Genomic DNA, 13,183 nt, shown 5'->3' on the forward strand with positions numbered 1-13,183 from the left:
TACCAGCCATACCCGCAGCTCAGGCCCGTGTGGCCCAGGCGCCGTCCGCGTCGTCGGTCATCAGGGTGAAGCGCAGCAGGTTGTGTTTGGCGTCGACCAGAGCATCGTGGGCGTCGCGCGGGCGCGGTGGCATCCGCGGTGATCCCCGTTCCTCCCAGAACTGCCGCAGCTCCCGGGTGAAGCGCGGGATGGCGGGCGGCAGGTCGGTCATGGGACCCCACAGCTGACACAGCACCACGTGGTCGTAGGCGCCGACCCAGGCCCACAGCTCGATGGGCTCATCACCGTCAATGTCGAAGAAGTCCTCGAGATCCGACCGGATCTGGCGTCGCGAACGCCACAGCTTCGACGACGGCGACGGCAGCTTCGGCAGCACGTGCTTGCGCACCCAGGCGCCCGCTCGGTCTGGATCGAACTCCGTCGAGATCGCGTAGTACTCGCGGCCATCCTCGGCGGCCACGCCGATCGAGATCAGCTCGATGGTCCGACCGTCGTCGATGAACTCGGTGTCATAGAAGAAGCGCATCGCCGCTCAGGCCACCACTTCTCGCTCTGCAGATGCCGAGGCCGGAGCCGGGGCCGGGGCGGCATGAATCTCGCGATCCAACTCCTCATCCACCTTCGCGTCGTCGGGGAACTGCGGCTCGCCGGCTATGACGTGCTGCAGCCAGAGCTTCGCCTGAACCACCGGCCGACGCAACCGCCGCTCGCGCTCCAGGGCCTTGTGCATCTTGCGCGGGCGGGTGGTGTAGCGCCAGCGCGCCCACGGTGCGTGCGGCCGGGACAACCGAATCGCACCCACGATCAACAGCGGCGTGATGAACATGCCGATCAGCCCGGTCCACACCTTGCCCTTGAACAGGACCACGACGGCGAGCAGCAGGGTCAGCACAGCGATCACGATCACGCTGATCCTGGCCACCATCGAGTGGTCGTCGCGCCAGATCCCGACGTCGAAGAACGACAGCGGGTTGAAGCCGAGCACCAGCAGCCCCGCGACGGCGACGGCGGCGAACACCGCGTCGACCGATGTGCGGCCGTCCTCTGCCCAGTACACGTCCTCGAGGTGCAGGATCAGCGCGAACTCGTCGAGCACCAGTGCCGCACCGATGCCGAAGAAGATTGCCGCGGCTGTGAATTCGGCCACTCCGCCGTTCACCGCGAGCGTCACCATGGTCACCCCGGACACCATCACCAGAACCACGCCGATCACCACGTGGTGGATGTGCAGTCCGCCGCCGCCCATCGAGATGTTGCGCGGCTGCCACCATCTGCGCGGGGCGTCACTGCCGGCCTGGCTGCGGATGTATCGGACGATGGTTCGGGTCACGAAGAACGTCAGGATGAAGGCCACCAGACAGCTCAGCAGTGGCAGTCGATCGTGCGTGATGAAGTCCAACTGGACGGTGAGGTGCACGGTCGGAAACTTACGCTGGCCCCCTCGCGTCGCCGGGTGGATACCCGGTGACGCGCCGAGACGCACGGATAGTCTGTTGTCCGATATGAGTAGACGGCAGACGCTCGGTGGGGCTAAGTGGTGGCCGGGAGCATGGCCAACCGTGGCGTGGCGGTTGTTCCAACTCCTCACCGTCGCCGCCGTGGTGTGGGCGGGGTGGCGGCTGCTCGGCCACATGGCCTATCGCATCGACATCGACGTGTACCGAATGGGCGGTCGGGCCTGGTTGGACGGCACGCGGCTCTATAGCGACGACACCATCTTTCACACCCAGGCCGGACTGGATCTGCCTTTCACCTACCCGCCGCTCGCCGCGATCGTGTTCGCGCCGTTCGCCTGGCTCACACTCCCGGCCGCCAGCGCGCTCATCACCGTGATCACGTTCCTGCTGCTCATCATGTCCACCTGGATTGTGCTGACCCGGCTGCGGGTCGCCGAGCACACCACAGTCATCTCCGGGTCCGCATGGGCGCGGCGGGTTTGGCTCGCCGCGGCCATCGTCGCGCCGGCGGTGATCTACTTCGAACCCCTGCGGGCGAACTTCGAGTTCGGCCAGATCAACGTCGTACTCATGACTTTGGTCATCGCGGACTGTGTGCCCCGCAAGACTCCGTGGCCGCGCGGGCTGCTGCTGGGCATCGGGATCGCGCTGAAGCTCACGCCCGCGGTGTTCCTGCTCTACCTACTCGTGCGACGCGACACCCGCGCCATCCTGGTCACCGCGGCCTCGGCGGCTGGCGCGACGGTGGTCGGCTTCATTCTGGCCTGGCGCGACTCTTTCCAGTACTGGACCCAGACCGTGCATGACACCGACCGGATCGGCACGGCCACGCTGAACACCAACCAGAACATCGCGGGCACGCTGGCACGCCTTGGCCTGGGCGAGACACCCCGGTTCGTGCTGTGGCTCCTGGCCTGCTTCGCCGTGCTGGGCCTTACGGTGTGGGCAGCGCGGCGCGTTCTGCGCGGGCGGCCCGCCGAGTCTGTGCGCGCATTCGATGAGGCGCCGGTGCTGGCCCTGATCTGTGTGGCGATGTTCGGGCTGGTGGTCTCGCCGGTGTCCTGGTCGCACCACTGGGTGTGGGCGCTGCCGACGGTGCTGACCACGACGGTGCTGGCCTACCGGTACCGCGATATCGCGCTGGCGTTGATCAGCGTGTGCGGTTTCGCGCTGATGGTGTGGACGCCGATCACGCTGATGACACCACACGAGGAGACCTCAGCGTCGCTGTGGCGGCAGCTGGCGGGAGGCTCCTATCTGTGGTGGGCGCTGGCAGTCATCGCCGTGGCAGGTGCCGTCGGCGGCAAATTGACCACTGCCGCCGACCGACGGGAGTCTGGCAACCCCTCACCGGCCGGCGTGCCGCCGATACCTGCGACCAACTGATATCCCCGGGTCGCTTCGCTCTACCCCGCAAGCGGGGGGACCCCCAGCCCGCCGCAACTAGCCCGCCGCAGTCGCGGGGATGCGACTGGGCGGTTGTCCCCCGCCGTCGCCCTTGCCGTCCTGTGCGGTCTTGACGTCAGCGGCGTAGAGGTCGACGTACTCCTGGCCCGACAGTTGCATCAGCTCGTAGACGATCTCGTCGATGACGGCGCGTTCGATGAACCGGTTACCAGCCAGACCCTCGAACCGAGAGAAGTCCATGGGCTTTCCGAAGCGCACCTCGACACGGCCGAACCGCCACATCTTGCTTCCCGGCGGATTCACCACGTCGGTTCCGATCATCGCGACCGGAATGACGGGGACACCCGTCTCGAGCGCCAACCGGGCCAGTCCGGTCTTGCCCTTGTAGAGGCGCCCGTCGGGTGAACGGGTGCCCTCGGGGTACATGCCGAGCAGTTTGCCCGCGTCGAGGATCCTCTGCGCGGTGCTCAGGGCGGCCTGCGCCGAGTCGGCGTCGGTGCGGTCGATGGGAACCTGGCCGGCGACTGTGTAGAACCATCGGCTGGCCCAGCCCTTGAGCCCCGTGCCGGTGAAGTACTCGGACTTGGCGAGGAACGTGATTCGCCGCTTGACCACCAGCGGCAAATAGAAGCTATCGGCGACCGCGAGGTGATTGCTGGCCAGGATTACCGCGCCGGAGTCCGGAACATATTCCAGCCCTTGCACTTTCGGCCGGCCCAGCAGCGAGAGCAGTGGTCCCATGAAGACGTATTTGAACAGCCAGTACCACATCAAACCTCCCGCGGCGGGCGCCCCGGTCGGTGCCCCCCGACAACTTTACCCACGTGTCGGTGTACCGACCACATGGCCACGATGAGATACGTGCAGCTGCGCCGCTCAGTCGTCGATGGTGACCGGGATGTGCTGGTATCGGCCGGGCCCCGGGGGCGGCGGATCGTCATCCGGCGGTGGCTCGGGCGGACCCGACGGCGAGGTCGGCGGTTCGGGGAATCCGGTGCCCGAGGAGTCCGGAAGGTTGTCCACCATGGCCCGGACCACGGCCAGGAGGGCGACGCTGTGTTCGGAGATCACCGTCAGCAGCGGATGCTGCTCACCAGCGACAAGCGCCGCCAATGCGCACACCGGGCACCACACCTGCTCGCAGTTGCTGGCACCGCCCTGCCCTGCCCGTGCCGCGGCTAGCCGTACCGCCGGGTCAAGCCGGTCCAGCAGCGCCTGCGCGAGCTGACGCAACTCGGGACCCAAGTCGGGGTGAGAGCCACTCATTGAGGCCACACCTCCGGATTCGGTCGGAAACGGACTGTCAGCTCAGTGCCGCGAAGCTGGGCATCCGTCACGATGCATCGCCTCAGCACAGACGCCAATCGAACCCGGCGCCGCATGCCACCCGCACCGATGATCAGATCGTCGTCGACCCGGCCCAGGGTCAACGTCGTCGGGTCGACCTGCGGCAACTCTAACCGCAGGCGATACACGGCATCGAGCCCGGACCCGGACTCACGGTCCACCACGGGCTGCACCGGTCCCGGCGGCGGTGAGCCGTCCCTGCGGCGCGCGCCCTCGAGCAGTTCGGCCAGTGCCTTGGGCCCGATCGGTTCACCCGCCACGTGCGGAACCAGCACCAGCAGGACATCGCCGATCGCCGTGTCGAGTTCGTCGAGGACGGCCTTCTGCTCGGCGATTCGCTCGGTGTACCAGTCGAAGGCCGGGTGCTCCGGCAGGTTGCGGTACTCGAACGACTCGTCTTGTACGAGAACCTGATTGACGATCAACTCGTTGACCGACACCCCCATCAGCGCCAGCGCGCCCAGGGTTCGAGCCGCCTCGGCGGCCACGACGCGTTCCGGGGTGAGAACCAGGTGAGCGCCGACCCGCGAGCCGTCGACCAGCAGTCCGCTCAGTCGATCGGTCCCCGCCATGATCTGTTCAACCAGTGCGACGACGCCGGCCGACCGCGCCTCGGCAGCGGCCAGCGACAGACGGCGGTGACGTGGCCAGGCGCGCTCCAGGTACAGCCCGAACGTCGATGGCAGGGTCAGCATTCGCATGGCGTCCGCGGTCGAGGCGCAGTCCACCACCACGTGATCCCAGTCGCCGCAGGCGGCGAGTTCGCCGACCTCGTGCAGACCGAGTACCTCCTGAACTCCCGGCAGGGCCGAGAGTTCCTCGGGGGCGAAGTCACCCAGGTCGGACTCCGGGAAGCGGACCGCGAGGACGCCCGCGATCTGCCGCCAGCGCGCCTCGAGCAGCGCCAGCGTGTCCAGCGCCAGCGCGTCGAGGAAGCCACCGTCGGCGTCGGCACGCCCGGCGCCGAGATCAGCAAGTATCCGGGTCGGGCGCCGCTCACCGGTCGGGGTGATCGTCACCCCGAGCACGTCGCCGGTGGAATGCGCCTGGTCGGTCGACACGATGAGCACGCGCTGCCCGGCCCGGGCATCGCGCACCGCGGTCGCGGTCGCCAACGTGGACTTGCCTACTCCGCCCTTACCGACGAAGAGGCTGATTCGGCTACCGGCCTGCGCCTGGACACCACTGGCCGTCACTCAGCCTCGACTCGCTTCTTGAGGTCCTTGAGCGCGGTGTCGGTCAGGCGGCGCTCGGCCTTGCGTTTGAGTAGCCCGATCATCGGGATGACGAGGTCCACCGCGAGTTCATAGGTGACATCGGTGCCAGATCCGTTGGGCTTCAACCGATATGCGCCGTCGAGCGCCTTGAGCAGCGAGCTGGACACCAGCGACCACGTGACCGAGGTGTGATCGGCAGGCCATACGTAGGACAGCACCATGGTGTCCTTGAGGACGGCGGCGTCCAACACCAGCCGTGCGGTGCGCGGGTATCCCTCGTCGTCGACCTCGAGGACCTCGGTCTCCTTGTACTCCGCCACCCAGTCCGGATACGAGCCGATGTCGGCGATCACGTCCATCACGGTCGCCGGATCGGCGTCGATGAAGATCGTCTGCGCAGTCTTGTCAGCCACGTGTTCCCTTCCCGGGGTCACCCTTCAGCACAGAAATGTACCCTCATCGGCTCTTCTGGGTCGCCGGAGCGCTCTGCAGACGCCGCGCCCTCAGGCCAGCCGCGAGACCCCGACCGGCCGCGATTCCTCGAGGGTCCGCTTCACCTCGAACGCCATCTCCTTGCCTGCCACCCGGCGCTGATGATTGCACTTCGCCAGATTCATCCGCGCCAGCTCCCGCGCGGAGACGCCAGAGGGCTCGGCGTGCAGGAAGTAGTGCAGGATGACGCCGTCGAGCGCGGCCTCGAGCCATACCTCCATGGTGCCGGTGAGGGCACCGGTGACCGTCCAGCGGTGACCCACGGGCCCGCGGTCCTCGACAACGGCCAACCGCAGGTCCGGCCACCACCGGGCCCACGAAGCCGGGTTCGCGACGGCGGCGCCGACGTCCTCGGGGTCGGCGCACACGAACGTCTCGTCCGCGATCTGGATGCTGTTCATCGTCGTCGAGTTTCGCATACGCCTCTTCGCAGGTGTGGGCCCGCGACCTGCGGGAGGCCGACTAGGCTGGAGGACGGCAAATGCGGTCTGATCCCCCTGCCGCCTCATCCCGTCCGAAAGGCCTCGATCGTGCGTGAGTTCAGTGTTCCCGCATCGTTTACCGTCGGCGAGCATGACAACGTCGTGAGCGCCGTCTTCGCCAATGAGCGCGACGACCCCGACCACGTCATCATCCAGCGTCTCGTAGACGGATCGTGGACGGACGTGACCTGCGCGCAGGTCGCTGCCGAGGTCCGCGCCCTGGCACAGGGCCTGATCGCCGAGGGCGTCAAGCCCGGCGACCGTGTCGCCATCCTCTCCTCGACCAGGTACGAATGGCCGATCATCGACTTCGGGATCCTGGCTGCGGGCGCGGTCACCGTGCCGATCTACGAGACCTCATCGGCCGAACAGGTGCGATTCGTGCTCGCCGACTCGGGCGCGGTGGCGATTTTCGCCGAGTCCGATGCCCACGCGCGCACGATCTCGGCGCTCACCGCCGAGCTGCCGGAGCTGCGCAAGGTGTATGTGATCGAGGGATCCGACAACGACTCCGATCAATCAACTCTCGAGGCCCTGTCCCGGACCGGAGGCGACGCTGACGGTGCCGACCTGGAGGCGGGCATCGCCGCCGTCAAGTCGTCGGATCCCGCAACGCTGATCTACACATCGGGTACGACGGGGCGACCGAAGGGCTGCCAGCTGACCCACTCGAACCTGCTTCACGAGATCCGCGGCGCGAAGGCCTGCTTCCCCGACCAGCTCGCCAAGGGCGAGAAGCTGCTGGTGTTCCTACCGCTGGCCCACGTGCTGGCCCGCGCCATCACCGTTGCCGCGTTCACCAACAAGGTCACGCTCGGCTTCACCAACGACATCAAGAATCTGGTACCCACCCTGGCTGTGTTCCGACCCACCCTGGTGGTGTCGGTGCCACGCGTGTTCGAGAAGGTCTACAACACCGCAGAGCAGAACGCTCAAAACGACGGCAAGGGCCGCATCTTCGAGATCGCCGCCAACACCGCGATCGAGTGGAGTCAGGCCCAGGACACCGGTGGCCCCGGCCTGCTGCTGAAGCTCAAGCACTCAGTGTTCGACAAGCTCGTCTACGGCAAGTTGCGCGCCGCGCTCGGCGGCAGGTGCCACTCGGCCATCTCCGGTGGCGCTCCCCTTGGCGCCCGGCTCGGGCACTTCTACCGCGGTGTCGGCCTGTCCATCTACGAGGGCTACGGGCTCACCGAGACCAGCGCGGCGATCACCGTCAACCGGACAGACGATCTGAAGGTCGGTTCGGTCGGAAAGCTGGTGCCGGGCAACAGCATGCGCATCAACGATGACGGCGAACTGTTGGTCAAGGGCGGTGTGGTCTTCGGCGGCTACTGGCGCAATGAGGACGAGACGAAGGCCGTGTTCTCCGATGGCTGGTTCCACACCGGCGACCTCGGCGCGATCGACGATGCCGGATTCCTGACCATCGTCGGGCGCAAGAAGGAGATCATCGTGACCGCGGGCGGCAAGAACGTCGCGCCCGCCCTGCTCGAGGATCGGTTGCGTGCCCACCCCTTGATCAGCCAGGCGATGGCCGTCGGTGACGCGCAACCATTCATCGCGGCGCTGGTGACCATCGATCCCGAGGCCTTCCCCGGCTGGAAGGAACGCAACGGCAAGGACGCGGGGGCTTCGGTCGGCGACCTGGCCGATGATCCGGACCTCGTCGCCGAGATCGACCTGGCCGTCAAGGAGGCCAATCAGGCGGTGTCCAAGGCTGAGGCCATTCGCAAGTTCCGCATCCTGCTCGTCGACTTCACCGAGGCCACCGGCGAGTTGACGCCGACGCTCAAGGTGAAGCGCAAGGTCGTGGCCGAGAAGTTCGCAGGCGATATCGAGGCGCTCTACGCGAAGACGGGCGACTAGCCCCGCACTCGTCGAGGTAGGCGGCCGATTCATCCCGGGCCGCTTGGTGTTTCGCCGCGATATTCGGATGACTCGCATCGGCGCCTCGGGTACACATGGGTGTGTGCCCGCGCTGAAGCTGCGAACCATCGCCGATGAAGATGACTACCAGTCATTCATGTCCGCGGCGTACACGGTGTTCCTGCAGGACGTGCAGAAGGACGAGATCGACCTAACCCGCAAGTTCACCGATCTCGACCGGATGTTCGGGTTTCACGACGGAACACGGTGGGCGTCCACCGGCGGGGCGTTCACCAAGGAAGTGGTGCTGCCTGGGGGTGTCATCACCCCGGTCGCCGCCGTCACCGCGATCACGGTATCGCCCAGCCATCGGCGCCGCGGCCTGCTCACCGCGATGATGCGGTATCAACTCGACGACATCACGGCCCGCGGAACCGAGGCGATCGCGATGCTCTACGCATCGGAGGCCTTGATCTACGGGCGTTTTGGCTACGGGATGGCCAGTGCGGATGCCGTGCTGTCCGGGCAGGTGCGCGATCTCGGATTCCGTCCCGACGTCGATCTGGGCGACGGCGCGGTGACCGAGACCGACGCCGACACGCTACTGGCATCCGCGCCGGCCATTTACGACCTGGCGATCGCGCAGCTGCCCGGGCAGATGCCCAGATCCCGTCCGTGGTGGGACACGTGGATTCACGACAATGACGAACGGCGCAAGGAGACCGGCCGGATCCGCTTTGCCCTGCACCACGAGGCCGACGGCACCGCCAGCGGCTTCGCCATCTACCGGCCCAAGCCACAGTGGAGCGACGGTGGGCAACCGACGAGCGAGATTCACCTCCAGGAGGTGCGGGCCACCAACCACCGGGCGTACGCCCGGATCTGCCGCTACCTCCTCGACATGGACCTCATCAGGAGCGTGAAGTTCCACGGTGCCGCTGTCGACGAGCCGCTGCGCTATCTGGTCGCCAACCAGCGGGCACTGCAGTGTGCGGTGGGCGACGGCATCTATGTACGGCTTGTCGACGTCGCGCGCGCACTGACGTTGCGCTCCTACGCCGCTCCCATCGACGTGGTGCTCGACGTGACCGACGAGTTCTGCCCGTGGAACACCGGACGGTTCCGCCTGCGCAGCACGCCCGATGGGGCCGAGTGTGAGATCACCACTGCACCGGCCGATATCGCCATCTCCGCCCGTGATCTCGGCGCCATCTACCTGGGCGGTGTGAGCCTGGCGGCATTGGCCGGCGCGGGGTTGGCGGTCGAACTCAGCGCAGGGTCGCTACACCGGACGGCGATCGCCTTCGGCTGGCCCGTCGCGCCGAGCGTGCCCGACGACTTCTAGACCTCCAGCAACTCCGCGAGGCGCGCGGCCTTGGTGCGCCACTGCCAGTTCTGCACGACCCAATCACGGCCGGCCGCGCCCATGGCTGCGGCGCGGTCGGGGTCGGCGAGCAGGTCACCGACCGCTGCCGCGATCGCCGCGACGTCACCGCCGTCCACCACCAGACCGGTCTCGCCGTCACGCACCGATTCCGGCGCACCCCCGGAGCGACCGGCCACGACCGGCACACCGGTGGCTGACGCCTCCAGGTAGACGATGCCGAGCCCTTCCACGTCGAGCCCCGCTCCACGGGTGCGGCACGGCATCGCGAACACATCGGCCATCGCGTGGTGTGCGGGTAACTCCTCGCCTGGCACGCCGTCGGTGAACACGATGTGATCGTCGACGCCGGAGTCGCGGGCGAGATCGTGCAGCGACTCCCGATACGGTCCGCCCCCGACGATGACCAACACGGCGTCGTCCACCCGCTTCCGGATGGTGGGTAGCGCACGGATCAGCATGTCCTGACCCTTGCGGGGAACCAGGCGCGACAGGCACAACACAACGGGGCGGTCGCCGAGCCCGTACCGCGCGCGCAGTTCGGCTCGGGCCACCGGGTCGGGCACGAAGCGATCCGTGTCCACCCCCGGGGCGAGGTGTTCGAGCGCCGCCCGTGGGCCGAACGCCGAGGCGAACCGGTCTCGCGTGTAGTGACTGATGAACGTGATGACGTCGGCATCGTTACCTATGCGCCGCAAGGCCGTTCTGGCCAACGGCAGCATCGACCATCCCACTTCGTGGCCGTGCGTGCTGGCGACAATGCGGCGCGCTCCCGCGGCGCGAGCCACCGGCGACATGAGTGCCAACGGGGCTGCGGCACCGAACCAGACCGTCTCGATGTCGTGTCTTCTGATGAGCTGACGCATCCGCAGTGCCACCGCGGGTTCGGGCAGCATCAGCGTGGTCGGGTGACGCACCACCTGGTAGCCGGTGGCGGCGGCCGCGACGTCATAGTCCTCGGCGCCCTTCCACTTCGGCGCGTAGACGGTCAGCTGGCGGTCACCACTCGCGACCAGCCCCCCCACCAGGTTCTCCAGGTAGGACTGGATGCCGCCACGGCGCGGCGGAAAATCGTTGGTTACCAGCAGCACCCTCGTCACCGCAGTGAGGCTAGCCGCTGAGCCACTGCCGCCACGCGATCAGCACCTCATCCAGCTGCACGCCCAACACATCGCGCACCCCGTCGGCGATGTCGGTGTGCCCGACACCGCAGGTCGCCAGGTACAGCCTGCGCAAGCTGTCGGGGCCGTAGCGGTCGGCGATGAACCGGCTGAACCACCACGCCCGGTCGTACGCCAGTGACCGGGCAGCGCCGGGTGTGTCCAGGTCGAGGTCGGTCGGCAGCCGAGCCAGGTCGGCAGCGGCCGCGGGGCCGCGCAGCGGGATCGGTGGCCGCCCGACATAGTCGGCCACGCCCTCGGTGAGCCAGCGCGGTGCATCGGTGGCGGTGACGTGCCGTACCGCATGGTGGAAGAGTTCGTGGCGCAACACGATTCGCAATGATGCGTCGCTCATGCCCGCTGCGCCGGGGGCGAACACGATGCGCTCCGAGGTCGTCGCCGCGGCGATATCGGAACCACCGCCACCCATGGCGGTGAACTGTTCGTCCGTGCCGGTGACGACCACCGCGATGTCACGTCTCCAGTCCTCCCCCCAGAACTCGGTGACCGCGTCGGCCGCATCGTCGAGATCACCTCGGATGCGGTCGGCCAGGCCGGTCGTCCCCGGGCCGGGAAGGACCAGGATCTCCGCGGTGCGGCCGTCACGCAGCGCGACGTGCTGGGTGGCGGCTGCAGGTGGGGTCGGCGCCACGACGGCAGAGGACGGTGCGGGTGTCGCCGTTATCGCGGGTGTAGCGGGTGTCGCCCGGGTGAGCAGGACGACGGCAGCGACCAACTCAACGAGCAGGACCAGCGCCAGTAAGGGGCGTCTTGTGCCAGTGAACTCAGTACCGCTGAACTCAGTACCGGCGAACGTTGTGGATCGGCGCATTGTTGACCGGCGCGACCCTGACCGGCGTGCCGTAGGTGGACGCATGCACCATCATGCCGTCCCCGATGTAGATGCCCACGTGGGATGCATCGGAGTAATAGGTGACCAGGTCACCCGGCTGCATTTGATCCATCGACACCGGCTGGCCACCCTGAGCCAGTGCCTGGCTAGAGTGCGGGAGGTTGACGCCGACCTGGCCGAAGGCCCACATGACCAGCCCGGAGCAGTCGAAGGCGTTGGGGCCGGACCCGCCCCAGGAGTACGGCGATCCGATGCGTGTCAGCGCGGCCTGCACGGCCATCTGTCCCTCGGCACCGCCGCCCGGCATCACCACTGCACCCTCGGGCAGGCCGCCGATAGCGCCACCGGGGCCGGCCGCCAGGACCTCGGGACCACCATCACCTGGCGGCACCGCGCCCGGCGGGGGCGGGATCGGCGGGATTGCGGCCAGCGCCTCGCGCTGGGCCGGCGTGAGCGCCGTGTACTGAGACTTGACGACCGCGATCTGCACCTGCAGCTTGCTTTGCTTGGATTGCAGTTCTGCGCGGACGGCCGCGGCCTGCTCGGCTGCGGTCTTGGCGTCGGCGGCCGACTTGGCGGACGCCTCGCGGGTGCGCAGTGCCTGCTCGCCGACCGTCCGGAAGTTCTTCATCTGTACCGACATCTCGGTCGCCATCACGCGCTGGACGGCGAGCTGGTCGATGAGTCGTTGGGGCGAATCGGCGGTCAACATCGCGTCGAGTCCGTCGGTGCGGCCACCCATGTACTGCGCTGCAGCAACTCTGTCGACAGCCTTCTGGAACGTTGCCAGCTGCGTCTGTGCGGCGTCCGCCGCGGCCATGTCCGCACCGTACTGCGCATCGGCGTTCTGCTGCGCAGCGACCTTTGCGTCAAGGTCAAGCTGTGCGCTGTGCATCGCCTCGGTGGACTGTTCTGCCTCGCGGGACAGCTCGTTGAGCTTTGCCAGCGCGTCGTCGGCGGGATCAGCCTGCACATTCCCCGCGAGAATGCCGGAGAAGACGGCAATTCCGGCTATGGCGCCTGCAAGGGGTCGACGAATTCCACGTGTGCTCATGTGTGTGCGGTCGAACCTCAAGATTTATGCGTCCTTCAACTGCCGTTGCGAGCCGTCGAACTTCTGTTAGGTCTCAGATAGGTTACGAAACGGCATCGGGCTTGTCCAACAGAAGAGGCAAATTTAACAGGCGAAAGGACTTTTTTTCGCTGTGAACGCGTTGCGGTGCGTTCAGGCAACCCCGGATTGACCATGGCGATGAATCGGAACCAGCCGCAGTCTTGGGGCCAGCCCCACATCAGCCAAGACTTCCAACGCCCGCTGTTCGTCGGGGCGCAGCGTCTCGGGGACGCCCAGCAAAACACTGATGACGCAGTCCTTACATCCGTGTCCCCGCACGGCGCAGTCGTCACAGTCGATGATGACGCTGCCGGTGTCACTGCCGGTGTCCGGCGTCTCGTTAGGTGCCATGTCAGCACTCCTCTCACTTCGAGTTGACTCGGACGCTAACGACACCCCCC

At 67.2% G+C, this 13,183-nt stretch carries 14 protein-coding genes; 3 read left to right on the forward strand and 11 right to left on the reverse strand.

Going from position 1 to position 13,183, the window contains the following annotated elements; translation table 11 throughout:
* Positions 1 to 19: 19 nt before the first annotated feature.
* Positions 20 to 526, reverse strand: coding sequence for a polyadenylate-specific 3'-exoribonuclease AS (locus tag ACZY0X_RS25945; RefSeq protein WP_463774482.1), 507 nt, complete (start codon positions 524 to 526; stop codon positions 20 to 22).
* Positions 527 to 532: 6 nt separating this feature from the next.
* Positions 533 to 1,417 (reverse strand): hypothetical protein, encoded by an 885-nt coding sequence (locus ACZY0X_RS25950; RefSeq protein WP_463774484.1) that lies wholly within the window; start codon positions 1,415 to 1,417, stop codon positions 533 to 535.
* A gap of 85 nt (positions 1,418 to 1,502) precedes the next feature.
* Between ACZY0X_RS25950 and ACZY0X_RS25955 the strand changes: the two genes are divergently transcribed.
* A complete protein-coding gene (locus ACZY0X_RS25955; protein WP_463774485.1) occupies positions 1,503 to 2,843 on the forward strand; it encodes a glycosyltransferase family 87 protein in 1,341 nt (446 codons plus the stop codon).
* A gap of 57 nt (positions 2,844 to 2,900) precedes the next feature.
* Here the strand turns inward: ACZY0X_RS25955 and ACZY0X_RS25960 are convergent, their stop codons facing one another.
* The 5 genes from ACZY0X_RS25960 to ACZY0X_RS25980 form a co-directional block, all read right to left on the reverse strand.
* The gene (locus tag ACZY0X_RS25960; protein ID WP_463774486.1) at positions 2,901 to 3,635 is read right to left on the reverse strand and encodes a lysophospholipid acyltransferase family protein; all 735 of its coding nucleotides are present in this window, start codon (positions 3,633 to 3,635) and stop codon (positions 2,901 to 2,903) included.
* A 105-nt stretch (positions 3,636 to 3,740) separates the two neighbouring features.
* On the reverse strand, positions 3,741 to 4,130 hold the full coding sequence (locus tag ACZY0X_RS25965) for a hypothetical protein (RefSeq protein WP_463774487.1): 390 nt from the start codon (positions 4,128 to 4,130) through the stop codon (positions 3,741 to 3,743).
* Positions 4,127 to 5,407, reverse strand: a complete 1,281-nt coding sequence (locus tag ACZY0X_RS25970; RefSeq protein ID WP_463774489.1) for an ArsA family ATPase — start codon at positions 5,405 to 5,407, stop codon at positions 4,127 to 4,129. The genes ACZY0X_RS25965 and ACZY0X_RS25970 overlap by 4 nt, the downstream gene beginning before the upstream one ends.
* The gene (locus ACZY0X_RS25975; RefSeq protein WP_463774490.1) at positions 5,404 to 5,841 is read right to left on the reverse strand and encodes an SRPBCC family protein; all 438 of its coding nucleotides are present in this window, start codon (positions 5,839 to 5,841) and stop codon (positions 5,404 to 5,406) included. The genes ACZY0X_RS25970 and ACZY0X_RS25975 overlap by 4 nt, the downstream gene beginning before the upstream one ends.
* A gap of 90 nt (positions 5,842 to 5,931) precedes the next feature.
* The gene (locus tag ACZY0X_RS25980) at positions 5,932 to 6,321 is read right to left on the reverse strand and encodes a polyketide cyclase / dehydrase and lipid transport (protein ID WP_463774491.1); all 390 of its coding nucleotides are present in this window, start codon (positions 6,319 to 6,321) and stop codon (positions 5,932 to 5,934) included.
* A gap of 129 nt (positions 6,322 to 6,450) precedes the next feature.
* Here ACZY0X_RS25980 and ACZY0X_RS25985 point away from each other — a divergent pair, with 129 nt between their 5' ends.
* Together ACZY0X_RS25985 and ACZY0X_RS25990 are read left to right on the forward strand one after the other, a co-directional pair.
* Positions 6,451 to 8,271, forward strand: a complete 1,821-nt coding sequence (locus tag ACZY0X_RS25985) for an AMP-dependent synthetase/ligase (protein ID WP_463774492.1) — start codon at positions 6,451 to 6,453, stop codon at positions 8,269 to 8,271.
* A 103-nt stretch (positions 8,272 to 8,374) separates the two neighbouring features.
* On the forward strand, positions 8,375 to 9,616 hold the full coding sequence (locus tag ACZY0X_RS25990; protein WP_463774493.1) for a GNAT family N-acetyltransferase: 1,242 nt from the start codon (positions 8,375 to 8,377) through the stop codon (positions 9,614 to 9,616).
* Here ACZY0X_RS25990 and pimB read toward each other — a convergent pair.
* The 4 genes from pimB to ACZY0X_RS26010 form a co-directional block, all read right to left on the reverse strand.
* Positions 9,613 to 10,755, reverse strand: a complete 1,143-nt coding sequence (pimB, locus tag ACZY0X_RS25995; RefSeq protein WP_463774495.1) for a GDP-mannose-dependent alpha-(1-6)-phosphatidylinositol monomannoside mannosyltransferase — start codon at positions 10,753 to 10,755, stop codon at positions 9,613 to 9,615. The two genes, ACZY0X_RS25990 and pimB, sit on opposite strands and share 4 nt — an antisense overlap.
* 10 nt (positions 10,756 to 10,765) lie before the next feature.
* Positions 10,766 to 11,647 carry a peptidase gene (locus ACZY0X_RS26000; RefSeq protein WP_463774497.1) on the reverse strand — a complete coding sequence of 294 codons (882 nt, stop codon included), beginning with the start codon at positions 11,645 to 11,647 and terminating at the stop codon, positions 10,766 to 10,768.
* Positions 11,616 to 12,743 carry a peptidoglycan hydrolase RipC gene (ripC, locus tag ACZY0X_RS26005; protein WP_463774498.1) on the reverse strand — a complete coding sequence of 376 codons (1,128 nt, stop codon included), beginning with the start codon at positions 12,741 to 12,743 and terminating at the stop codon, positions 11,616 to 11,618. The genes ACZY0X_RS26000 and ripC overlap by 32 nt, the downstream gene beginning before the upstream one ends.
* 150 nt (positions 12,744 to 12,893) lie before the next feature.
* Positions 12,894 to 13,133: a hypothetical protein gene (locus tag ACZY0X_RS26010; RefSeq protein ID WP_463774499.1), complete on the reverse strand. Its 240-nt coding sequence runs from the start codon at positions 13,131 to 13,133 to the stop codon at positions 12,894 to 12,896.
* Positions 13,134 to 13,183: the final 50 nt, after the last annotated feature.

The sequence above is a fragment of the Mycobacterium sp. IDUB_39 genome, from assembly GCF_055419205.1.